Annotated in this window: 15 protein-coding genes and 1 pseudogene; 13 read left to right on the forward strand and 3 right to left on the reverse strand. The window is 54.8% G+C overall.

Translation table 11 applies throughout. The features are described 5' to 3' along the window. Positions 1-254: 254 nt before the first annotated feature. The 7 genes and pseudogenes from SYNC_RS15280 to SYNC_RS10675 form a co-directional block, all read left to right on the forward strand. Positions 255-704, forward strand: a pseudogene (locus SYNC_RS15280) (phycobilisome rod-core linker polypeptide); the annotation flags it as partial. A gap of 591 nt (positions 705-1,295) precedes the next feature. Then, the gene (locus tag SYNC_RS10650) at positions 1,296-1,781 is read left to right on the forward strand and encodes an allophycocyanin subunit alpha (protein ID WP_011620231.1); all 486 of its coding nucleotides are present in this window, start codon (positions 1,296-1,298) and stop codon (positions 1,779-1,781) included. Positions 1,782-1,823: 42 nt separating this feature from the next. Further along, positions 1,824-2,312 (forward strand): allophycocyanin subunit beta, encoded by a 489-nt coding sequence (apcB, locus tag SYNC_RS10655; protein WP_011620232.1) that lies wholly within the window; start codon positions 1,824-1,826, stop codon positions 2,310-2,312. Then, positions 2,312-2,512 carry a phycobilisome linker polypeptide gene (locus SYNC_RS10660; RefSeq protein ID WP_011620233.1) on the forward strand — a complete coding sequence of 67 codons (201 nt, stop codon included), beginning with the start codon at positions 2,312-2,314 and terminating at the stop codon, positions 2,510-2,512. Before apcB ends, SYNC_RS10660 begins: the two co-directional genes overlap by 1 nt. 121 nt (positions 2,513-2,633) lie before the next feature. Then, the gene (locus tag SYNC_RS10665; protein WP_011620234.1) at positions 2,634-3,878 is read left to right on the forward strand and encodes an FtsW/RodA/SpoVE family cell cycle protein; all 1,245 of its coding nucleotides are present in this window, start codon (positions 2,634-2,636) and stop codon (positions 3,876-3,878) included. 89 nt (positions 3,879-3,967) lie between these two features. Next, a complete protein-coding gene (locus SYNC_RS10670; RefSeq protein ID WP_193328855.1) occupies positions 3,968-4,636 on the forward strand; it encodes a cytochrome c biogenesis CcdA family protein in 669 nt (222 codons plus the stop codon). Between the two features lie 4 nt (positions 4,637-4,640). Further along, complete coding sequence (locus tag SYNC_RS10675) at positions 4,641-5,948, forward strand: cytochrome c biogenesis protein ResB (protein WP_011620236.1); 1,308 nt, start codon at positions 4,641-4,643, stop codon at positions 5,946-5,948. Here the strand turns inward: SYNC_RS10675 and queF are convergent. After that, complete coding sequence (gene queF / locus SYNC_RS10680; RefSeq protein ID WP_011620237.1) at positions 5,920-6,330, reverse strand: preQ(1) synthase; 411 nt, start codon at positions 6,328-6,330, stop codon at positions 5,920-5,922. The two genes, SYNC_RS10675 and queF, sit on opposite strands and share 29 nt — an antisense overlap. A gap of 150 nt (positions 6,331-6,480) precedes the next feature. Between queF and SYNC_RS10685 the strand changes: the two genes are divergently transcribed. Together SYNC_RS10685 and SYNC_RS10690 are read left to right on the forward strand one after the other, a co-directional pair. Further along, positions 6,481-6,708, forward strand: coding sequence for a hypothetical protein (locus SYNC_RS10685; RefSeq protein WP_011620238.1), 228 nt, complete (start codon positions 6,481-6,483; stop codon positions 6,706-6,708). 31 nt (positions 6,709-6,739) lie between these two features. Next, positions 6,740-7,078, forward strand: a complete 339-nt coding sequence (locus SYNC_RS10690) for a P-II family nitrogen regulator (RefSeq protein WP_011620239.1) — start codon at positions 6,740-6,742, stop codon at positions 7,076-7,078. Here the strand turns inward: SYNC_RS10690 and SYNC_RS10695 are convergent. Then, entirely contained in the window at positions 7,067-7,885 is an 819-nt protein-coding gene (locus SYNC_RS10695) for a TlyA family RNA methyltransferase (protein ID WP_011620240.1), read from the reverse strand. The genes SYNC_RS10690 and SYNC_RS10695 overlap by 12 nt on opposite strands. Positions 7,886-7,983: 98 nt before the next feature. Here SYNC_RS10695 and SYNC_RS10700 point away from each other — a divergent pair, with 98 nt between their 5' ends. From SYNC_RS10700 to fumC, 4 genes are all read left to right on the forward strand, one after another. Then, positions 7,984-8,247: a hypothetical protein gene (locus SYNC_RS10700; RefSeq protein ID WP_011620241.1), complete on the forward strand. Its 264-nt coding sequence runs from the start codon at positions 7,984-7,986 to the stop codon at positions 8,245-8,247. 65 nt (positions 8,248-8,312) lie between these two features. Next, positions 8,313-9,608, forward strand: coding sequence for an adenylosuccinate lyase (gene purB, locus SYNC_RS10705; protein ID WP_011620242.1), 1,296 nt, complete (start codon positions 8,313-8,315; stop codon positions 9,606-9,608). A 4-nt stretch (positions 9,609-9,612) separates the two neighbouring features. Beyond that, positions 9,613-9,714, forward strand: coding sequence for a hypothetical protein (locus tag SYNC_RS10710; protein ID WP_011620243.1), 102 nt, complete (start codon positions 9,613-9,615; stop codon positions 9,712-9,714). Beyond that, positions 9,711-11,102 (forward strand): class II fumarate hydratase, encoded by a 1,392-nt coding sequence (gene fumC / locus SYNC_RS10715; protein WP_011620244.1) that lies wholly within the window; start codon positions 9,711-9,713, stop codon positions 11,100-11,102. The genes SYNC_RS10710 and fumC overlap by 4 nt, the downstream gene beginning before the upstream one ends. Before the next feature lie 5 nt (positions 11,103-11,107). Here the strand turns inward: fumC and SYNC_RS10720 are convergent, their stop codons facing one another. Then, the gene (locus tag SYNC_RS10720; protein WP_041426693.1) at positions 11,108-13,843 is read right to left on the reverse strand and encodes an RNA helicase; all 2,736 of its coding nucleotides are present in this window, start codon (positions 13,841-13,843) and stop codon (positions 11,108-11,110) included. Positions 13,844-13,845 lie beyond the last annotated feature (2 nt).

Below are 13,845 nucleotides of genomic sequence, written 5' to 3' on the forward strand. Positions count from 1 at the left end.
TACTTGCTCCCACCGAGCTCACCACTGGCTCCCAACTTGAAGCTTTAGTTTTCCCCTCTAAAGAAAGCTCACGCTCCAAATTCGACTCAACGACAAGTCAACCCTTCAGCAAACAAGCATTTGCAGTTTCAATACAGGAAAGACAACAGCCTGGCCTAGCGAATGCTCTTCAGACGAAAGATGCGAGTGGCTTCTCACGTAGAGGTGGAATCTCCTCATCTATTCAACTTAAAGCTCCATTCACCGAGGAAGAACTACAAATTGCGGTAAGCGAAACTTACAGACAACTTTTAAACAGGATACCCCTTGACAATGAGCGCTTAGACACAGCCGAATCACAATTACGCAACATGGATATTGACCTCTCGGGATTTGTGAAATCTATAGCTATGGGCGATGCTTTTCAAAACCGCTTATTCAGCATGTCTCCTCTCCGCGCAGCTGCGGCAGCAGGCCTTGCATTACTCGGTCGCGCCAGCACACCCGCAGAAGTCTCAGAGTTTTTAATCACCCGTGCTCGCGATGGCCAACAACAAGCAACTCTTTACTTCCTCAATAAAAGGAAGGAAGAAGATGCAGATGAAGTTCCACAAATCAATGGAATGAACACGTCACCAGGACAGGACCAAGCCACCGTTATCCGCACGTCAATGCTTTACAGAGGGAATGCAGGGCTTAACCCACCCATGGATTCGCCCCTATAAGCTTCATTCAATGATCCAAGACCTAGCCATACAACAGCCCGCCCATTAACAACCATTGGGTACATTGATCAATTAGACCAAAGCAAGGAATACTTACTCCTCGCAAAATAAATGCATATTATGCCTGCAAACGCAAAACAAGCAGACAAATAAACCTTAACCCTTGAAAGAAGGTACTCAAAAATCAACACCCCAGCTCTCCAAAACGGAAGACAAAAGGGCTTGAAACACTCGAAGCAACCTTTTGCATTTCGTGTTTGTGAATTCAGGAGTATCGCCCATAAACTTCTTAATACAAGGAGGCATGCAACCAATTCGGCAGCAATGAAGATCTGTTACCGACTCAGAGGCGATTCTTGCTGTTGAAGGAGAATGAAGGGGCGAAAGTTGGATACGGCTGCTGCCACTTCCAATTTCTTCGAGAAAGGTCAACAGATACAACATCTGCACCCTTTTCGGCCTGGATTACCCGTCCAACCCCCAAGCAGCCCTTAAGCTGCTTACTGATCTCTTAGAGATCACCATATTCACCCCACATTCACCGGCATATCGGCCTCCTTCGGGCGGCCGCTTGTTTCGAGGTAGAACTGCATGAGCATCGTCTCCAACTCGATCATCAACGCGGACGCCGAAGCCCGCTATCTCAATCCTGGCGAATTGGACCAGATCAAGTCCTTTGTCAGTGGCGGACAACGCCGTTTGCGTGTCGCTCAGGTTCTCAGCGAGAGCCGTGAGCGCATCGTCAAAACAGCAGGTGGTCAGCTGTTCCAGAAACGTCCCGATGTCATTTCCCCTGGTGGCAATGCCTACGGCCAAGAGATGACCGCAACCTGCTTGCGTGACATGGATTACTACCTCCGTCTTGTCACTTACGGCGTCGTTGCTGGCGATGTCACACCGATCGAAGAGATTGGCGTGATTGGTGCCCGTGAGCTTTATCGCTCTCTTGGCACACCTCTTGAAGCCATGGCTGAGTCCGTGCGCGAAATGAAATCAGTTGCCATGAGTATCCTCACGGGCTCAGATGCCGAAGAGGCTGGCTTCTATTTCGATTACGTGATCGGCGCTCTCGCCTGAATCATCGGAATCACCAATCTTCCACGCCACTTCATCTGATCCATGCAAGACGCGATCACCAACGTTATTAACAAGTCCGACGTTCAAGGCTTGTATTTGGACACCACGTCCATGACCAGCCTCGAGCAGTATTTCACCAGTGGTGAACTGAGAGTTAAAGCTGCAGCAACGATCAGTGCCAATGCTTCTTCAATCATCAAAGAAGCTGTAGCCAAATCCCTGCTGTACTCAGACATCACACGTCCAGGCGGCAATATGTACACCACGCGTCGCTATGCAGCTTGCATACGCGACCTTGATTACTACTTGCGCTATTCCACCTACGCGATGCTCGCTGGTGACACCTCCATCCTTGATGAGCGTGTTCTGAACGGTCTCAAAGAGACCTACAACTCCTTGGGAGTTCCGATCGGCGCAACCGTCCAGGCCATCCAAGCCATGAAAGAAGTCACCGCTTCCCTGGTCGGCCCTGATGCCGGCAAAGAGATGGGTGTCTACTTCGACTACATCTGTTCTGGTCTGGGCAACTGATGCGTCTCTTCAAGGTCACAGCCTGCATCCCCTCTCCTGAGAAGGTCCGTTCGCAGCGAGAGTTGCAGAACACTTTTTTCACCAAGTGGGTTCCCTACGAGAGCTGGTTCGCTGAACAACAGCGAATCCAGAAGCAAGGTGGCCGCATCATCAAAGTTGAACTTTGTACAGGTGGCCTTCAGGTCAACGTTGGGAATTAATCACCAACTCGTTTCAATGCATCACACCCACCCGGCCTAGGTCGGGTTTTTTGTTGTTTTGGCTTGGCAAAACGTTCAGAGGACGGCTCAATAGAAGCCGGACTCTTCATCTCTAGATCTCTTGAGCGACACCAGCGTGACCTCCAGAAAGAGCCGACCCAAGCGGAAGGGGGGTCTTAAAAGCCCTAAGGATTCAGCATCCACTCCGCATGGATTCTGGCAACGTTTGTTACCTCTCAATTGGTCTCTTTGGCCAACAGAAGCGAGGCTCCTGCTCAGTCTCACTGCCATCTGGTGTGTTGCTGGATTATTGGTATTGGCATCTGCAAGCTGGTGGGTTGCCGCTCGCGAACAGGGAGAAGGGGCTTACTACCTCAAACGCCAATTGGTCTGGATGGTGGCTAGCTGGAGCCTGATGACGTTCGTTGCATCTACAACACTGAAACGTTGGCTCAAAATCGCCGGCCCTGGTCTCTGGATCGGCTGTCTGATGGTGGCTGCCACCTTGGTGATGGGCACCACCGTGAATGGAGCAAGTCGGTGGCTCGTGATTGGTCCCATCCAGATCCAACCATCAGAGTTGGTCAAACCATTTGTGGTTCTTCAAGCTGCCAACCTCTTCGCCCATTGGAAACGGAACGCACTCGATCAAAAACTGCTCTGGCTAGCAAGCTTCGCCATCCTCGTTCTACTGATCCTCAAACAGCCGAATCTCAGTACCGCGGCTCTGATCGGTCTGTTGATCTGGTTGATGGCATTTTCTGCAGGGCTTCCCTTGCTTCAACTGTTTGGAACCGCACTAGCTGGAGGCATGCTCGGAATCAGCAGCATCCTGATTAATGAATACCAACGCATCAGAGTGATCTCGTTTCTGAATCCTTGGAACGATCCCCAGGGTGATGGATATCAACTCATTCAAAGCCTGCTCGCGATTGGATCAGGTGGGATTTTTGGCCAGGGATTCGGCCTATCAACCCAGAAACTGCAATATCTGCCCATTCAAAGCACAGATTTCATCTTCGCTGTCTATGCCGAAGAGTTTGGTTTCGTGGGGTCTGTGATGTTGCTTGTGTTTTTGATGCTGATGGGCTTCTTAGGGCTTCGTGTTGCTTTGCGCTGCCGAAGCAACCAGGCAAGACTTACAGCCATTGGCTGTTCAACCCTTCTCGTGGGGCAGTCATTGATGAATATTGCAGTGGCCTCCGGAGCCATGCCCACAACAGGCCTTCCCCTACCTCTGGTCAGCTACGGAGGCAATTCATTGCTCTCCAGCATGGTGATTATTGGCTTATTAATCCGATGCTCACTCGAATCCACTGGCTTAATCGGTAGTCGCAGCCTTCGCGAGCAACAGCGTCATGGATAAGGTGATCTTGAATTGATCCCGGTCGCACCGGTACAACCATTTCCTCATTCGAGCTGGCACTGTCCGACCTTGCCCGCAGCAGCGAGCAACTGCTCAACCATGCGCTGCAGCAGCCTGGTCCAATCACGGTGGCTCTTGTCTTTGCCGGAGGAGCTTTAACCAGCCTGGGCCCCTGTTCCCTGTCTTTGCTACCTGTCACGCTCGCGTACCTAGCCGGCTTCGATAGCAAGCAAAAGCCTTGGCAACGCAGTCTTTCGTTTTGTGCTGGCATCGTGGGAGCCCTGGTTGTGCTGGGCAGCCTGAGTGGATTGCTGGGCCGCATCTACGGTCAAATCCCTGGTTTGGTACCAACCCTTGTTGCAGTCCTAGCAATGGTGATGGGGCTCAATCTTCTGGGCGTGGTTCGAATCCCCCTTCCCGCAGGACCCGACCCGATGCGTTGGACCAGCAAGGTGCCCGCTCCGCTAGCCCCGGTTGCAGCCGGATTGGCGTTTGGGCTCGCTGCTTCACCCTGCACAACTCCGGTACTGGCTGTGCTACTTGGCTGGATTGCCAGCACGGGACGTCCCCTCCTTGGAGTGCTGATGCTCACAAGCTTCGGGATTGGTCAAGTGCTACCTCTCCTCCTTGCGGGCAACTTGGCAGCCTCACTCCCACGGTTGCTGGCGTTACGGCCCATCGGCCGGTGGGTTCCTCCAATCAGTGGGGTGGTCCTGCTTGCCACAGGCACGCTCACGTTGTTAGCAAGATTGACCTGATCCGATGCCTGCACTGCGCCGACTCTTCGCCCTGCTCTCGGATCTTCGATTAGCAATTCTGCTCCTTCTGCTGATTGCGGGAGCAAGCGCCCTTGGGACCATTCTTCCGCAGAACGAAGCGCCTGATTTGTATCTCGAGCGTTTTAATGCAGACCCATGGCTCGGAATGATCAATGGCGAACAGATGTTGCAACTGCAGTTGGACAGCATCTATTCGAGCGTGTGGTTTTTAAGCCTTTTAGCTTGGCTGGGATTGGCCTTGATCTTGTGCAGCTGGCGTCGTCAATGGCCAGCACTGCTCGCCACTACGCGCTGGATTGACTACCGCCAACCCAGGCAACTGAGCAAGTTAGCGTTGGCCGAATCCATTCTCTGTTCCAACGGTGAGTCGGCCTTAGACACACTGAGCGAGGAACTTCAAAAGCAAGGCTGGCAGGTCCAGAGGAATGAGGATCGCCTGGCGGCGCGGCGCGGCGTGATTGGCAAGGTTGGACCCTTATTGGTTCACACCGGCTTGGTGCTGCTGCTAATCGGGGCTGCATGGGGAGCACTTTCAGGAAACCGCTTGGAACGCTTCCTTGCGCCCGGCCGAGCTCTCGACCTACTTGATCCATCTGGCAACAACCGGCTTTCGCTCACCCTCGAGCGCTTCGCGATTGAGCGTGATCCAGCGGGACGCACCGAACAATTCCGATCAACGCTGAGGCTCGATCCACCAGGAGGGCCTTCAGAGCAGCGCATGATCAGCGTGAATCATCCGCTCCGCTATCGAGGGATGACTGTTTATCAAGCGGATTGGTCGCTAGCTGCGATCACCGTGCAGATCGGCAAGAGTCCTGAACTGCAATTACCCCTCCGTAGTTTTCCCGAACTCGGTGAACAAATTTGGGGTCTGGTGCTTCCCACACGGCCGGATGGATCCGAACCTGTGCTGATGAGCACAAGCAGTGAACAAGGCCCTGTTCAGGTGTTCGATGCAGACGGATCTCTGCTCGGCAACCTCCGACCTGGCGGAGCATCCACTGAAATCAAAGGACTTCCCCTGAGGGTGGCAAACATCATGCCTGCAAGCGGGCTGCTCCTTAAGCGTGACCCAGGTGTCCCTCTCGTTTATGCAGGTTTCGCGATCACATTGCTTGGCGGAGGCCTCAGCTTGATCGCAACCCGACAGCTATGGGCCGTGCTCGACCCAGCACCATTTCAGCCATCCAACAGAAAGCTGCACATTGGCGGACTTTGCAATCGAAATCTCGCTGGCTTAGCTGCCGAATTGCCAAGACTGATCAGCAGGGTTGACGAGTCCCGTGACTGACTCTCACAACCGTATGAACGTTGCCACGAGGGTTGAAATCAGCTTCGAGCTGCATCCAAACAGGAGCACAGGCCGCCACTAAATCATCAAGAATTTTGTTCGCCACCTCTTCATGGGAGATCGAAGTGTTGCGAAAGTGATTGATGTACAACTTGATCGCTTTCAGCTCGACCACTCGAGGTCCAGGCTGATAAATCAAGTGCAATACCGCGAAATCCGGATAACCAGAGAAGGGGCAGAGGCAAGTGAATTCCGGCAATTCGATTGACACCTCATAGGGGCGCCCGGGCCTTGGGTTGTCGAAACAGATCAACTCCGCATCTGCGATAGCTCTTTCGCCATACAGAGGAGTTTTGGTGAGCTCAGTGGCGGGATTGCTCATTGAACGAATACGGAAAACTCCAGCGACTGACCCTAAAGCCAGCCCTCCACAACTGTTGAGTGGAGCTCAGCGCTGCTTGATTTGGTATCAACACGTACAACTCATAGACCGGAATTCAGGCCTAATAGGGGTGTGTTGGACTTGCTTTCAATGGATCTCAGTCTGATTACCGAGGGACAGGCTCTCCGTCTACAGCCTGAGAGCGTTCACGGCATGTTGTGGCTTCAAACTCACTTCGAGAAGTCCCATTGGGACCAACTCGCTGAGGGCCTTGCCACGGTGAGTTGGTCCAATGCCAATGAGCTTATTAAAGATGCCTCAAACGCCGGATTGAACCTTTCTCCTCTCCCGGCCCTGTCATCCCAGCTCAATTCCTGACACACTCAAGCGAACGATCACTCAACAAATCATGAAAAAGGTCGAAGCCGTCATCCGTCCCTTCAAACTTGAGGACGTCAAATTGGCTTTGGTTAATGCCGGCATCGTTGGCATGACCGTAAGCGAAGTGCGCGGATTCGGTCGCCAGAAGGGTCAAGTAGAGCGATATCGCGGTTCTGAATTCACTGTTGAATTTCTGCAGAAGCTGAAAGTTGACGTTGTGATCGACGATGACCGCGTCGAGGCAGTAATCAACGCCATTGCGGAAGCAGCGAAAACCGGAGAAATTGGCGACGGCAAGATTTTTGTTTCTTCTGTCGACACGGTCGTAAGGATTCGCACCGGCGATCGTGACAGTTCAGCCCTCTGATTTCAGGGTGTCCTGAATTACCTGTCGAACCTTTTCATCTGAGATCTGTTGTGGTTCAAGCTCGCTTAACCACAGCAGGTATTCGTGGTTGCCGGCAGGACCGGTAATCGGTGACCCCACAACTCCCAGGGCATTCCAGCCCAGGGAATGTGCGGAAGCGATTACTGAGGCAATCGCATCCCTGTGAGCCAATCCATCTCGCACCACCCCACCTTTACCTACCCGATCGCGGCCCACCTCAAACTGAGGCTTCACCAACACCAATGCTTCACTCCCCTGCGGTTTCAGCAAGGCGCGAATAGCTGGAAGAACAAGTGACAATGATATGAACGACACATCTGCAACAGCCAGAGTGGGGAGTTCATCTTCAGGCCCGTAGAGCTCAGTTGCGGTCAGTCGACGCAAATTGGTGCGCTCTCTGAGAACAACGCGTTCATCAATACGCAAACTCCAGGCAGTCTGGCCATAGCCAACGTCGATGCCATAAACCCGATGGGCTCCGTGTTGCAGCAAGCAATCGGTGAAGCCACCCGTCGAAATTCCACCATCAAGACAGGTGCGCCCCTCCACCGAGACAGGGAAAGCCTCCAACGCTGCTAGCAACTTTTCACCACCTCTAGACACAAACCGAGGAGGCTGCTCCACAATCAATTCCAGATCGATCAAAACGGTTTGACCTGGCTTGTCGAGCAGCTGACCCCGATGATCTCTGACCTTGCCGGCGCGTATGAGCTGTTGCGCCTGCTGACGGGATGCAGCCAAGCCCAACGTCAGCATGTGGAGATCTAAACGCTGTTTACGAACCATTTCGACATAAAAGCACCGTGAAACCGAAACAAATACCGGAGTTCCACCCGGAGTTCCGCAGACTTCCCTGAAGATCTTCGCAAGCCGCACGCAAGTCCGTGTCAGCCAACAACATCTTCAACATCAAAAGCGGACGCCGCCAGTCCCTTCGGGCCAAAATTTGTCGCAAGTCCAGCGAGGCGTCGAACCGCGTACTTGAGCTATTGGCCCCTGGATCTTTTGTAACACTCGACAATCACCCCCAAGACCTCCCACCCTTTCAAGTCATTGAATGTCGTGGCGGCCTCTGCTGGGTGCGTCAGCAAGCCTGGGGACAGAACGTTCAGTGGGAAGTTGAGCATCGCCGCCTCACATCGGCTTAGAGCTAATTGCAATGTTCAAGCCTTCAGCGCCATACATTGGTTGAGTTGTCGCCACGCGCTGGCCCTTGATCGAGAGATACACCCTGCCCGAGATGGGCGAGATCTGGACAGACCGTGCCAAATACCAAAGTTGGCTGGATGTTGAGGTTGCAGCCTGTGAGGCCAACTGCAGGCTTGGTCGTGTCCCAAAGGATGCGATGCAAACGATTCGCGAACAGTCGGCATTTGAACCGGAAAGGATCCTTGAGATCGAGGCCGAGGTCCGCCACGACGTCATCGCTTTCTTGACCAATGTGAATGAGCACGTTGGCGATGCAGGACGGTACATCCACGTCGGCATGACCAGTAGCGACGTTCTCGATACAGGCCTGGCGCTGCAGTTGAAAGCCTCAGTCGTTCTTCTGCGCAAGGAGTTGAGAGCCTTGGACGAAGCGATTGCCAAGCTGGCGGCCGAACACAAAGCCACCGTGATGATCGGCCGTTCTCATGCGATCCATGGAGAACCGATCACCTTTGGCTTTAAGTTGGCTGGTTGGTTGGCCGAAACCCGCCGAAATTGTGAGCGTCTGGCTCGCCTTGAGCGTGATGTAGCCGTAGGCCAAGTGAGCGGGGCAATGGGCACCTACGCCAATACGGATCCGGAGGTGGAAAAGCTCACCTGCGAGATTCTCGGCCTCACTCCCGACACGGCAAGCACTCAGGTGATCTCCCGCGATCGCCATGCCGACTATGTGCAGATCCTCGCCCTGGTTGGAGCCTCGCTCGATCGATTCGCAACCGAGATTCGCAACCTGCAGCGCACTGATGTTCTGGAGGTCGAAGAAAGCTTCGCCAAGGGGCAGAAAGGAAGCTCGGCCATGCCACATAAACGCAACCCGATTCGCAGCGAACGGATCAGCGGATTAGCGCGCGTGCTGCGCAGCTACGTTGTGGCGGCTCTGGAAAACGTGGCTCTCTGGCACGAACGTGACATCAGCCACAGCTCAACAGAACGGATGATGCTGCCGGACTGCTCTGTCACCCTGCACTTCATGCTGCGAGAGATGACCGCCGTCATCTCTGGCCTCGGCGTTTACCCAGAAAACATGATCCGCAACATGAATGTCTACGGCGGGGTGGTCTTCAGCCAACGGGTACTGCTTGCCCTCGTGGATGGGGGTATGAGCCGGGAGGATGCTTACGAAGTGGTGCAGCGCAACGCCCACAGCGCTTGGAACACCAATGGTGGTGACTTCCGCGCCAACCTTCAAAGCGATCCCGAGGTGAGCAACAAGCTCAATGCAGACCAACTGGCGGAGTGTTTCAGCACCCAGCTGCACCAAGCCAACCTAGGGGTGGTCTGGGACCGACTCGGCCTCTGAGTCAATGTTCTGGACTCCCTATGCCGACTGGATTTATGTGGTGGTGAGCGTGAGCGGGATGCTGCTCATCATCGTGGTGGTCCTTCGCCCTGACGCAAAGTCATGACCCAAACAACAAGGACTGAATACGACAGCATGGGGCCTGTAGAGGTGCCGGCCAAAGCCCTCTGGGGGGCGCAGACCCAACGCTCTCTCCAAAACTTCGCCATTAGCGATGACCGCATTCCTGTTGATCTAATCCATGCCTTAGCGCAAATCAAACAGGCGGCAGCGATCGTGAACGCTCGCCTGGGGGTGTTGGATAACAACCGACGCGACCTGATCGTGAAGGTGGCGGCCGACATTGCCGAGGGTCGTCACGACGATCAGTTCCCCCTAAGGGTTTGGCAAACGGGTAGCGGCACCCAAACAAACATGAATGTCAATGAGGTGATCAGCAACCTGGTGTCGCGAAGCGTGGGAGAACCATTAGGCAGCCATCAGCCGGTACACCCCAACGATCACGTCAACCGCTCGCAGTCAACCAACGACGCCTTCCCAGCAGCGATCCACATCGCTGCTGCAGCCGGCATTCAATACCGGCTGTTGCCGGAAGTCCAACAACTCAGCGAGGCGTTTGCCACCAAGAGTGAGGCCTGGCAAGACATCGTGAAGATTGGCAGGACCCACCTACAGGATGCGGTGCCGCTGACCCTTGGCCAAGAAGCTTCTGCTTGGCGCGATCAACTCAGCAGTGCCAGGAACCGAATCGAAACATCGTTGCAGGAGCTATACCCGCTCCCGCTCGGTGGCACCGCGGTTGGAACGGGCCTCAATGCCCCAGAAGGCTTCGCCTACCAAGCAGCGACTGAACTGGCACGCTTGAGCGGCTTGCCCTTGATCTCGGCTCCGAACAAGTTTGCTGTGATGGCAAGCCATGACGGCCTAGTGAATGCCATGGGCCAGCTGCGACTCCTCGCGGTGAGCTTGCTGAAGATCGCCAACGACCTCCGTCTCCTCGCCTGCGGCCCACGCGCCGGCCTAGCGGAATTGCATTTGCCTGAGAACGAACCAGGCAGTTCGATCATGCCTGGCAAGGTGAACCCCACCCAGTGCGAAGCGATGGCGATGGTTTGCACCCAGGTGATCGGCCTTGATGCAGCCGTTGCAATGGCCGGGGCTGGCGGCCACCTGCAGATGAATGTCTACAAACCACTGATCGGCTTCAACCTGCTGCAAACGATCACGCTGCTCACCGATGCCTGCCATTCCTTCAGGGTGGCAATGGTGGAAGGCATCAAACCCAACCTCAGTCGGATCCAACGCGATGTGGAGCAATCCCTGATGCTCGTTACTCCGCTTGCACCTGTGATCGGGTACGACAAGGCCAGTGCGATCGCTAAGTATGCCCACGAACAGGGATCAAGCCTGCGCGATGCAGCCCTAGAACTGGGCTACGTGAATGCAACGGAATTCGATCGAATTATTGATCCCGCAGCCATGACGAATCCTTGAAGCGGTCAGGCAGCCCGTTCAGTCGCGGCATTGAGACCGCTGGATTCGGCAGCCGCGGCCTTCAGTACCTGGTCAGCCTCCGCGACCGGGAAACGATTAATCGCAATTAAGGCCGCACGGGCGTTTTTGCGCAGCTGCTCACTAATCGCCTCGCAGTAGGGCACCTGAGCCAGTAAATCCACCGTGCGCCGCATGATCCGCACCACATCTCCTTCATCCAAAGAGGTGTTAGCAATCAGATCATTCCAGGATGTTCCCTTCGCCCAAGCCTCCACCAAGCCCATCAATTCAGGCTCCCACCAAGCTGGCACCACCACCTTGAAACGCTCCTGAGCCCGCAAAAGCTCCCGACGGATACCAGACAAATCATGCAGAGCCTCTTCCGCAAGAGGAGGCGCCGGGAATGCACTCCAAAGATCTGGACGATTGACCTCCGTGCTGATGGCCTCAAACACTGCAGCCAGTTCTGCTGGAGGCAACTCATCGAGATGACCACTCATCAGTGCCAGACCAAGCCAGAGCTCGTTGTCACCACGAAGAGCGGCAACGGTGCGACCTATCTCCGTTGGTTCCAAGTCATCCAGGCAGCCAAAGTGCCGCAGGATCTCAATGAGAGCTAAAAATATCTCCCAGTGCCGGTTGGAGCGGTGATGGAGCAATTGCTGGCGCTCACGAATTTCGTGCTGAAGATCTTCCATACGTCGCCGGTGCTTCTTGAGTTGCTTGCGATCTCCCCAGCGATGAGCCGGATGCCCCTCCAGTTGATCTTCCAATTCCTGAACTAAGCGCACCTGAGACAACACTTCGCCAGCCAAGTCGTACTGAGCTGTGGTCATGTCATGACGACGTGCCATGTGAGCCACCGCTAATGCCAAACGGCCACTGTCCTGATCACCATGACGGAGCTCGCCGGAACGGCTGAGATCAGGCGACTTCACGCCATCAACCTGCAAACAGCTCAATTCCGCATGCAAACTCACGACCCCCTGACAAGGCAACATCATCCAAACGTTGTCCAGCGTTAAACAAAGCAGCAATGGGAACTGCCCGGGGCCATCGCATTTCTCCACGATCACGGCCGGCGTTACCCCTCCACGCAGCCGGGGAGATTTAAGGCTTACCAAGGTTCCGACGCTTGCGAACTGGAGGGCGATCGTCAGTTCGTGGGCCAGGGTTTCTTCAGCCTGCTGCTGAAGAATCCTGAGCAGACGCCTCTCCTCGCGGAGACGGCCGCGCTGTTTTTCATAGTCCTCAAAGTCTTCCCACGGCACATCACCTGCCGTGCCTTGCAACTGGGCTAGCTGCATCCGCAACTCACCAAGATGTTCTTCTTCCTCCACCAAATCCAAGCTGGCGAGGTAGCGGCCAAAGCTGCGCTCCACCAGCTCTCTGGCCTTAGCTAAGTCGTGACGCTGCAACAGGTTGAGAACCATGCCGTAGCTGGGGGTGAATTGACTCACCAACGGATCAGAGGGGCTCGTAGCCAACTGAGCCGCCTCACGCACCCCCTCAAATCGACTCTGAACCGTCACCACGTAACCCTGCGTATCTAAGCCGCGACGGCCCGCGCGACCAGCCATCTGCAGAAATTCACTAGCCATCAAGGGGCGATGCCCCCGTTCCGTGCGCTTCGAGAGCGAGGCGATCACAGTGCTGCGCGCTGGCATATTGATGCCCGCCGCCAACGTTTCGGTGGCAAACACCACCTTTACCAACCCCTGCTGGAAAAGCTCCTCGATCAGCTCTTTCCAGGCAGGAAGGACTCCAGCGTGATGGGATGCAATCCCACGCAGCAAAGCATCAGCATGCTGGCCATCGCGAACAGCCTCAGGATTTGCGACGGTGTAAGCCTCCAGCCGCTCGCGAATGATGGATTGCTCGGCCTCCGTGACCAAACACTGAACTCCAAGGTCACGAACGGCCTTGTCGCAACCACGGCGGCTGAAAATGAAATAAATGGCGGGGAGCATCTCCCGTTGTGCCATTTGCGCCACCACAAAGCTGATCGGTGGTGCTTCCGGCTGAGGCGGCCTTGGCGAACGACCTTTACGTTTATGCCCTTTTGGAGCACGCCAAACCTTGCAATTGGGATGAATTCCAGTTCCCTGTTCATTCAAAAGTGGATGGAGACCCTTGGCACTACAAAAACTGAACTGCAGAGGGACCGGACGAAAATCACTGAGTACCAGACGCGTCGGACCGTGCACCTTCTCGATCCAGTCGGTGAGTTGCCCCGCATTGGCCACGGTGGCGGACAACGCCACCAATTGAACTGAAGGTGGACAGTGAATGATCGATTCTTCCCAGACGGTGCCCCGCTGAGAATCATTCATGTAGTGACACTCATCGAGCACGACCGACTCAACATCGGCAAGAGGATCGTCATGCTCATCCGCTTCGGCATAGAGCATGTTGCGGAAAATCTCGGTGGTCATCACCACCACTCGAGCCTCGCGGTTAACGCTCAAGTCACCCGTCATCAAGCCAACATTTTCAGCTCCAAACTGTTCGCGAAAATCGCGCAACTTTTGATTGGATAAGGCCTTGAGCGGTGTTGTGTAAAACACCTTTTGGCCATGGGCAATCGCCCGATGAATCGCGTACTCGCCTACCAAAGTCTTGCCAGATCCCGTGGGCGCACTCACCACAACGGAATGCCCTTGATTCAAGGCATCAATCGATTCCAACTGGAACCCATCCAAAGGGAATGGAAACAGCTGGGAAACATCCGGTGACACCATCG

Origin of the sequence: Synechococcus sp. CC9311, assembly GCF_000014585.1 — a bacterium.
Taxonomy (GTDB): domain Bacteria; phylum Cyanobacteriota; class Cyanobacteriia; order PCC-6307; family Cyanobiaceae; genus Synechococcus_C.